Here is a 9,449-nt window from a genome sequence, read left to right as displayed (position 1 = left end):
AAAAACGTTAAATGTAATCAATTTGACGAACGGATTCAAGCTTCAATTGACGTCGTCTTTACCTATCTTAATGAAGACAGACATGTTCTCCAATGGAATACGACGATTGTTGAACAAACATATGATGGCAATGAAAGCGATTTAATAGAAGGTTCGACGTTTATTACGAAGCAACGTTTTGGCAGAAAAATTTATTCTTTAGAGGTAACATATACATTACTTGATCCTCCTTACAGGGCAGAACTCCAAACAAAGACAAAAGAAGGGACAAGCGTTACGAAGTACGCACTCAGAAGAGAGGGCAACGATACTTACTCTCGGGTTGAAGTGTATTTAATTCCAAACAATTGGTTTTATAAATGTGCCACTAAGCTTTTAAAAGGGTCATTTAAAGATGCCTATAACGAACAGTTTGAGTAGTTTGTTTCTTATATCTATGATCAGCAATCCGATACGTGCGAGCCTGTTGAATTGAAGGAGGAGGAAGATAAAAAGAGCCAGTAACCCGCGTTACTGGCTCGTTAGTTTATGCGACCGATGCGTCATAAATCGACTGGACCGCTTCTTGAAGCGCTGCATTAAATTCGTCGTCGGTCTGATCGGCGTGAAGATCCTGGCTTAATGCGCGTGAGAAGCTGGCGATTAAGCCGTCGTTCGCTTTTAGTTTTTCGTTCGCTTCCTCCCGTGAGTAACCACCGGAAAGGGCGACGACCCGAACGACATTCGGATGCTCGATGAGTTCTTGGTAGGTGTTGGGTATGTTCGGAATCGTTAGCTTTAACATGACGTAGTCGTCTTGGTCGAGCGCATTCAAACGAAACAGAATTTCCTCTTTTAACAGAGCTTCTGATTTTTCTTTTTCTTGATTATGAATATCCACTTCTGGCTCAATGATCGGAACGAGCCCTGCGTCGATGATGCGCTTGGCAACCGCAAATTGCTGGTCGACGACGGCTTTAATGCCTTTTGGCTGTGCCTCTTTAATAACAGAGCGCATTTTTGTGCCAAATATATGCCGTTCGTTGGCACGTCGTAAAGTTGTCTCTAAGTCCATGATCGGTTTCATAAGCTGAACGCCATTTGTTTCTTCAGCCAGTCCTTTATCTACCTTTAGAAAAGGGACAATGCCTTTTTTCTCAGCCAAATAATCTCCGGTATACATGCCCTCAATCTCTCTGTCCATCGTTTGTTCAAATAGAATGGCGCCTAGAATGTGTGAAGCGTCGAAGGCGGGGGAGGTGATGATCCGTGTCCGCATGGCGTGGACGAGATCAAACATCTCGGTGTCATTTTCATAGGCTTCTTCTGGGATACCATAGTCTGCTAATGCTTTCGGGGTGCTCCCGCCACTTTGGTCCAGTGCCGCAACAAACCCTTTTCCATTCTTCATTCGTTCGAAGTGCTGTTGATTCATGAATTTCACTCCTTCACGTTTTTGGTGGTGTATCGCATATCTGATGAAAAATGAACCCTTGTTTTATTGTAGCATCTATAGGGGTTAGGTTCACAAGGGTGAACCATTGTGAGACAATGATCAAAAGTCGCTTGTTTAAAGCCAAAAAGTGGGGATCAGTATTAAAGAAAGAACCAAGGAAATTTTGTTAATCACTCTTCATTGGCCGTTTTGATGACGGGGAGTGTCATTTCGTTTGGAGTCACAAATAACCAATACGGCAAAGTGCTAAATACAGAACCGTATATGTATTTAAGTGCAGGCGTTAGTTTGCTCGCGTTCGTATTATTTTATATCTACAAAAAGAACAGCGTTAAGGCGTTCATTTAGTCCATCGTAACGACAGCGACAATCACAGGAATGATCTATACGTATTTTTACACACAATTGCCAGCTTATACGTATGATGAAGCAAGACTTGAAGTGCAAAGTACACTGGAAAGCAATAACGATAGAGTTACTGTAGAGAACTCACATGTTACGCAACAAGGCATTGTCAAAAATGGCCCAATGTTTCAAGTGACGCAAGGGGTTTATTTGATTTATGTCTCAGAGGGGGAGACAAAGCGAATCTACGAATTCAACCCCCGTGACGGTTCGCTTAAGACGCTATAGACTAGGTATAAGCCTCAAGGGTGCAGGTACCTGCCGGTGAAGAGAGCAACTATGTTTCACGTGAACACGCAGATCGATGCTTTGGAGGATATTGTGCTCACGTGGTTTGTAGCTATTTCGTGAATGAGCGTCGTAAGCGAGCGCAATGAAAGGCCAATGAATATAGAGCCCAATTTATGAAACGACAAATGACCAGTGCAACTTGTGCCTGGTCATTTTGGGTTATTATTTGCCTCGTCGGTCACTCAGAATTCGTGTACATCAATAAGCTAGCGCAACCAAGTACTTCCTCAGGGGGGCCGACTGTATTGATAATGCCGTCTTCAATGAAAACGATGCGATCCGCGAGTGCTTGGGCATCGGCCTGATCGTGTGTGACAAAGATAGAAGTGACGCCGGTTTTTTTCAAAATACCGTGCAGCTCATCGCGAATTTTCACTTGCAGATTGGCGTCTAAGTTGCTGAAAGGCTCATCGCAAACGAGCAGCGCTGGAGCAGGCGCGAGTGCTCGCGCAAGGGCCACGCGCTGCTGCTGACCGCCGCTTAATTCATATGGATAGCGGTCTTTAAAGTCTGCTAAATTCACTAAGTCGAGCAATTCCTCAAGTCGTTCTTGCTTTTTTCTGCGATTCATCTTGCGAAGCCCGTACGTAATATTTTTAGCTACTGTCATATGTGGGAATAAGGCATAATCTTGGAAAACCATGCCGACGCCACGTTGTTCCGGCGGAATAAATTGCTTTTGATCGACGATGGTTTTTCCGTCGATAGAAATCGACCCTGATGATGGGGTTTCTAGTCCAGCAATTAAGCGTAAAAGCGTACTTTTGCCGCTACCGCTCTCGCCGAGGATTGTTACCGTCTCACCTTGTTCGATATCTAAGCAAAAGTCTTTGATCGTAGGCTTATGGCTGTTTTTATATTGATAATGGACGTTTTGAATTTGAACATACATTAGCTCTGCTCCCCTTTGTCCAAGACTTTATGAAAAATAAAGATACAAATACCGCTAATGATGATAATTAATAGCGACGCTGAAGCTGCTTCATTGACCATCTCGTCATTGGCATACTGGAAAGCTTTCGTTGACAATGTTTGAAAGTTAAACGGCTGTAAAAGCATCGTTAATGGAAGTTCTTTTAAAATATCAACAAAGACTAAAATAAATCCGCTCACTACGGCGCCTTTCACAAGTGGGATATCTACCTTGAAAAATGTCTTAAGTGGGGGCACACCAAGCATCATCGACGCTTCTGTAAAGGTATTTCCTACTTTTTCAAAGCCAGATTCGATGCTGTTGTATCCGACGGTCAAAAAGCGAATGACGTAGGCAAAAATGAGCATGATCAAGCTTGTTTTTAACACAAAACCAGGTTCCTGGCCAAATAGGGCAAATAGGGAAAAGAACAGATCATCTAAGGCGATAAAAATCGTAATCACACCGACCGCAATAATGGCACCAGGGATCGAATAGCCTAGTACAGTAATGCGCGCGATGACTTTAGAGAAGAAGCTCCGGTACAGCCTCGTATAATTCGCAATAATTAAGGCAACGACAACAATGAGAAAAGCTGCAATGGCCGCAACCATAAAGGAGTTTTTCACTAGAGTAATAAATTCGACCGTGACGATGTCTTCATAAGTCATGAATGCCCAATACAGCAATTGCAGCAACGGGATGAGCAAGGCTAAGCTAAACACGAGAAAGGCATAGCCAAAGGCGAGCCATGCTTTAAAGCCGACGAGCTGCTTCGGCTGGATCGGGCGAATTTTTGTGGAGGCATAGCTGAATCGCTTTCGGCCTCTGATGAAGTGTTCAAACAGCAAAATAACAATGACGACGATCATGAGCGTGCCCGCGATTTTAAAGGCGGAGTCGATATCCCCCATGGCAAACCACGTTTGAAAGATGGATGTAATAAACGTTTGAACCCCAAAGTATTTAACGACTCCGTAATCGTTAATCACTTCTAAAAGGACAATGGTGACACCCCCGATAATCGCTGCTCTTGACATCGGCAGGATAACACGGAAAAAGACTTCAACCGAATTCGCGCCTAACAGGCGGGCGTTTTCGACAATGGAGGCGGATTGCTGCTCAAAAAAACTTTTCGTTATAACATAGATGTATGGATATAAAAATAACGTAAAAATAAAGATCGAGCCTTCAAGCGACATGATATCGAAATGCTTTTGGTCGACCTCAATTTGAAATTGGTTTCTAAGCGTTGCTTGAATCACGCCCGTGTAATCGAGCATTCCGTGATACGTGTATGCCCCGATAAAAGGAGGGACAGCTAAGGGAAGAATTAACCCCCACTTCAGGAAGTTGCGTAACGGAAATTTATAGACCGTAACGATCCATGCTAAGCTCGTACCGATCAGTGTTGTCGTAATGCCAGTAAATACTAAGAGAATGGCTGTATTGGATAAAATATCAACGAGTAAGTAATCTTTAATATGTTGCCAATTCTCATTTCCAGGCGTAAAAAAATTCACCACAATCACGAGATTTGGCAGTAAGATCATTACGATAAACAGGAAGCTGAGGACAGCCCAGATGTTTATCCGGCGTATGGCATGTAAAACAGACTTCATTGGTGGCACACCTTTCAAGGAACCATGTCCATACGAGAAGCGGCGTGAAATGGAGCAACATTTCGGATAGAAAAAACCTCTTCAAAAGCATGTTCCTTTATAGCTGTATATACGCCCTATTATACAGGAAAATGAGCGAAATTGAATGTCATTATCATTTATTCATAGATAGTAAATAAACCCGTACCACATACAATGTGATAAGGGTTTATTTTTATGGTTCAACTTATTTCCAGCCGACTTCATTCATTAATTGGATGGCACGAGCGTTATTGTTACCTAGTGTTGTTAAGTTAATATCTTGCTCCTTGAAGTCGCCCCACGATTGTAGCGTCTCAGAGATTTCTGCCTCTTCATTGACCGGATATTCGTTATTGGCTTCAGCAAAGACTTCTTGAGCATCGACACTAGACAAATATTCAATAAAGGCTGTCGCGTTGTCGACATTGGAAGCGTGCTTCGTCACAGCAGCACCACTAATGTTGATATGCGTTCCTGTTGAATCTTGGTTCGGGAAAAAGACGCCTAGTTGCTCGCCAACTTTTACATCTTCAGGGTTTTCGGAGTTCAGTAAGCGACCTACATAATACGTATTGGCGATGGCAACGTCACCTTCACCAGCGACGACAGCTGTCATTTGGTCCGTATCGCCACCTTTAGGTTCTCTTGCCATATTGTCTACAATGCCTTGAGCCCACTCTTTGGCAGCTTCTTCACCATTTAATTCAATGAAGGAAGCCATGAGAGACTGGTTGTAAATGTTTTCTGAAGAGCGAATCAAGACACGATCTTGCCACGCCTCTTCTGTGAGTGCTTCATACGTAGACAATTCAGACGGGTCGACGCGTTCTAAAGAATACACAATGACGCGAGCACGCTTCGTCAGGCCGAACCATTCGTTATCCGTATCCTTGAGCTTTTCAGGAATATTTTGTGCTAGCACGTCGCTTTCAATGGCTTGTGTTAAGCCTTTTTCTTTCAAACGCGCTAAATTACCAGCATCTGCTGTAATAAAGACATCTGCTTCAGTTGCTTCACCTTCGCGGTCGAGACGCTCCATAAGCTCGTTGCCTTTACCTTGAACAACATTGACTTCAATGCCCGTTTCCTCTGTAAACGCATCATATAATTGATCATCAACATCGTAATGTCTGCTCGTATATAAGTTGACGACTTTTTCTTCACTGGCAGCTTCTTCATTCGTATTGCCAGTATCCTCTCGCTCGGGTTACTATCGTTATTACCTCCACAGCCTGCAAGAACAAGCAAGGTAAGTATAGTGAAAATCGACCACCGTAATGTCTTCATTGAATATAGTGCCTCCTCATCAATCTTATCTCAGTGAGATTGATTTTTACTCATAGTAGTTTAATGTCAATGATAATCATTGTCAATGGTTATTTTTATGGAAAGAAGAAGCGTCCTCATTCATGGGGGGCCAAGCTCCTGTTAAAGTGAGCTTGGTTAAATACAGCACCTCCCGGACGATAAAGTAATGGAGGCAATCATAATGAACAATATCATTTGAACTGGTATGTAATGACAAGATGTTTCTTATGTTAAAATAGAGTGGAAATAAACGTAAACACAGAGGGTGGAAAAAGAGATGAGAAAACAGTCTTTTCGGGTTATTCAGGGGAAGAAAAAACCCCCGAAAACATACACACCAATTCAACGTTTTTTTATCGGATTCTTGGTTTCTTTGTAAAGTTATTCAACGCTTTTTTAGATTTCTTAATAAGATGGTAGGTTTAAATCTTCACATGTTCCTTGTTCTGTTATGTTGTCAGAATGTTTTCATAGAAGCGATGCAGTATGTTCATGGTTAAAGGCATACTGCTTTTTTACATGTTGTACATTTAATCATGTCGTATGAGCAGGAAAATCATTGAATAGATGAAAATGTAAAAAAATTTTCAGTATTCCCTATTGACTTATTCCTTTTGATTTCGTTATTATTCTTTTAATGAATGCGGTTTCATTTTAGTGAAATTAAAATGAATGCGGATTCAAAAAATGAGTGTATAAGAGTTCTTGGCAAATATAATGATATTCGGAAAGGGGGGATGAGAACTAGAGTGTATCGATTGGTTAAAGTGTTTGCATGCAAATTCATGGCAAGGTGCTCGTTCCTTTAAACGTTTATCTATATAGTGTTTTGCATCCGCATTCAAAAATATTGTTTTCGTTAAAATGAATGCGCATTCATAAATTAATATTTAAAAATTATTTTAAAGACAAAAGGTGTTCATTGGGGGTTTATAAAGTTCGAGAGGTGAGTATATGCAAAAGAGAACGTCATTACGTTTAGATATGTGCTTGTTTTTCATGATGAGTTTACTGTTTTTTATGAGTATTTCAGCTTTTGATCCGTTCATTTCTGCGTTTGCCACTGATATTGGCATAGCTCCAGCCGTTGTCGGAGGTATTGTCGGGGTTGCTGGGTTGGCTTCCTTGATCACGAGGCTGCCGGTGGGTGTCCTTTCTGATATGTTTTTAAAGCGGAAATTATTTATTCAAATTGGGCTGCTCGTAACAATCATCTGCTGGACGATCGCCTTTATCGCACCGAGTGCAACGACTTTGTATATCGGTAAAATCTCTGATGGGATCACAGGCTCGACGTGGGTCATCTACAATGTCATGTTTGCGTCTTTTTTTGGCGCTAGAGAGGCCGCCAAAGCGGTTGCCATTTTAGGCGTTGCGTCACCATTCGGCTCGTTAATTGGGTCTACGGTCGGTGGATTGATTGCGACAAGCTATGGTTATGAATATAGCTTTATGGTGGCGGTTGTCGCTGCTTGTATTGCGCTTATTCTATCTTTTTTCGTTAAGGAAAGAAAAGAATCTGAGATTAAGACAAAATATGATATGACGATATTAACTGAGCAAATTAGTGATAAAACGATTTGGATCATTGGGGTTCTTGCGACGATTTCCATTATGATCCCGTTTGGCACGAGAGATACCTTTACCCCGCTTGTTGCCGTTGATTTAGGAGCCAATCCCTTTGCAATTAGCTGGCTGTCAAACACGCACCTCATTTTTTATGGGTTGGCAGCTGCACTGTGTGCACCGTTCTTTTATAAGAAGCTTGGTTTAGTTCGTACGGCCATATGGGGCGCTTTATTACAAGGGCTGATTGTCATTTTAATTCCTTATGCACCAAATTTACTAGCGCTCTTTACTTTGCAGGGCTTGGCGGGAATCGCTTTTGGTATGAATTTTACTGTTTTAACATCGCTTAGTATTCACCATATTCCAGCCCAGAAACAATCGACACGGATGGGGCTCTTCCAAAGTATTTATGCTGCTGGAATGTTTGCCGGTCCAGTCCTTATGGGCATTTTAACAGACTCATTTTCGAGGACGACAAGCTTTTTAGTTATTGGCATTGTTTCGGTATTGTGTGCCGTATTAACTGGATTTCTCCTTAAAAAAGGACAGCATGTTGTCAGCGAAGAAAAGATCGACTCACCAGTAGAATATGATCCGTCAATCTCTAAATAAAAATTTGTTAGAAATCATCGGAAATTCGTACTATAATGAATATATGAGTGCGCATTCCAGAGAGTAACCATGGTTGAAAGCGTGTATAGTGATCGTTATTTTTGCATCCGCATTCAATCTCAGTTACTAAGGTTTAAATGTTTCATCTGTAGAGTATGGCTGTATCTCATCATGTTTAAAAACCAAAAGACTTTCTTCTCATGAAGGCATTTGAAAGAAAGCGGAGTGTTGCTTCTCATGAGTCCACTGAAAGGATTTTGATCAATGAAAGGCAAAATCAGTTCATATGATGTCGCAAAAAAAGCTGGTGTTTCACAATCGACCGTTTCAAGATCACTTAATAACTATCCACACGTAAAAGCGGCCACGCGAGAAAAAGTACTAAAGGCCATTGAAGAATTATCTTTTACAAGAGATGAGGTTGCTCGCAGTCTGGCGAGTAAAAAGACACGGACAATCGGTCTAATCGTTGGAGATATTACAAATCCATTTTTTGCTGAATCTGCAAAAGTAGTTGTCGGTAAAGCACAAGAGATGGAATACGATGTCATTTTGTGTAATACGAACCATAACGAAGCGAACCTTGAAAAATATATTCAGACACTAATCGGTAAGCGGGTTGACGGCATCATTATTGCATCCGCAGATAAGGATAATGAAAAAATCAAAGACTTATATGATCAAGGCTTTCCGGTCGTTCTTTATAACAGCTTTATTGAGCATGAAAAAGCCAATTATATCGCTGTAAATAACTATAAAGGTGCCCGGCTCGCTGTAGAACACTTATACCAATTAGATCATCGCCGCATCGGTTATATTGCCGGTCCGTCCAAATATGTTACGACACATTTGCGGAATTTAGGCTACCAAGATGCCTTAAAAGATTTTGGGATTGAATGGAATGAAAAGTACGTCTACCATCAAGAATTTTCGTATGATGAAGTATATCAATTTACAAAGCAATTGCTCAAGGAACAAAAGCGTCCGACAAGTTTTTTCGCAGCTTCTGACCAGATGGCGCTCGCTGTGATAGATGCGGTGGCGAGCGAAAACCTGAACATTCCCGCGGATGTATCGGTGATTGGTTTCGATGATATTGACCTGGCCAAAAATCAATTCATTGGCTTGACGACGATTACCCAACCGAAAGATAAAATGGCAACGCTTGCGTTAGAAAAGCTCGTTTCACTGATTGAACAACATGAAGATACGGATACGAGCATTCAAATTATTTTAGAGCCTGATTTAATTCAGCGGAAGACGACAGGGATCT

At 41.6% G+C, this 9,449-nt stretch carries 6 protein-coding genes and 1 pseudogene; 3 read left to right on the top strand and 4 right to left on the bottom strand.

From position 1 onward, the window contains the following. Positions 1-420 (top strand): SRPBCC family protein (locus G4V62_RS18300; protein ID WP_165204982.1); only part of this gene is annotated, 420 nt, incomplete at its 5' end. Between the two features lie 106 nt (positions 421-526). On the opposite strand, the gene G4V62_RS18295 is transcribed toward G4V62_RS18300, so the two are convergent. The 4 genes and pseudogenes from G4V62_RS18295 to G4V62_RS18280 all read right to left on the bottom strand — a co-directional run bounded on the left by G4V62_RS18295 (position 527) and on the right by G4V62_RS18280 (position 5,974). Beyond that, positions 527-1,414 (bottom strand): fructose bisphosphate aldolase, encoded by an 888-nt coding sequence (locus G4V62_RS18295; protein ID WP_165204981.1) that lies wholly within the window; start codon positions 1,412-1,414, stop codon positions 527-529. 895 nt (positions 1,415-2,309) lie between these two features. Beyond that, positions 2,310-3,023 (bottom strand): ABC transporter ATP-binding protein, encoded by a 714-nt coding sequence (locus G4V62_RS18290; protein WP_165204980.1) that lies wholly within the window; start codon positions 3,021-3,023, stop codon positions 2,310-2,312. Next, a complete protein-coding gene (locus G4V62_RS18285) occupies positions 3,023-4,666 on the bottom strand; it encodes an ABC transporter permease (protein WP_165204979.1) in 1,644 nt (547 codons plus the stop codon). Before G4V62_RS18285 ends, G4V62_RS18290 begins: the two co-directional genes overlap by 1 nt. Positions 4,667-4,892: 226 nt before the next feature. Next, positions 4,893-5,974: pseudogene (locus G4V62_RS18280) on the bottom strand (Fe(3+) ABC transporter substrate-binding protein). Between the two features lie 975 nt (positions 5,975-6,949). Between G4V62_RS18280 and G4V62_RS18275 the strand changes: the two are divergent. Together G4V62_RS18275 and G4V62_RS18270 are read left to right on the top strand one after the other, a co-directional pair. Then, positions 6,950-8,176, top strand: coding sequence for an MFS transporter (locus tag G4V62_RS18275; RefSeq protein WP_165204978.1), 1,227 nt, complete (start codon positions 6,950-6,952; stop codon positions 8,174-8,176). Between the two features lie 264 nt (positions 8,177-8,440). Beyond that, a partial coding sequence (locus G4V62_RS18270) for a LacI family DNA-binding transcriptional regulator (RefSeq protein ID WP_165204976.1) occupies positions 8,441-9,449 on the top strand: 1,009 nt, incomplete at its 3' end.

Origin of the sequence: Litoribacterium kuwaitense (genome assembly GCF_011058155.1) — a bacterium.
In the GTDB taxonomy this organism is placed as follows: domain Bacteria; phylum Bacillota; class Bacilli; order Bacillales; family DSM-28697; genus Litoribacterium; species Litoribacterium kuwaitense.
Note: the sequence above shows the minus strand (reverse complement) of the source record. Positions and strands in the feature narration are given on the sequence as shown.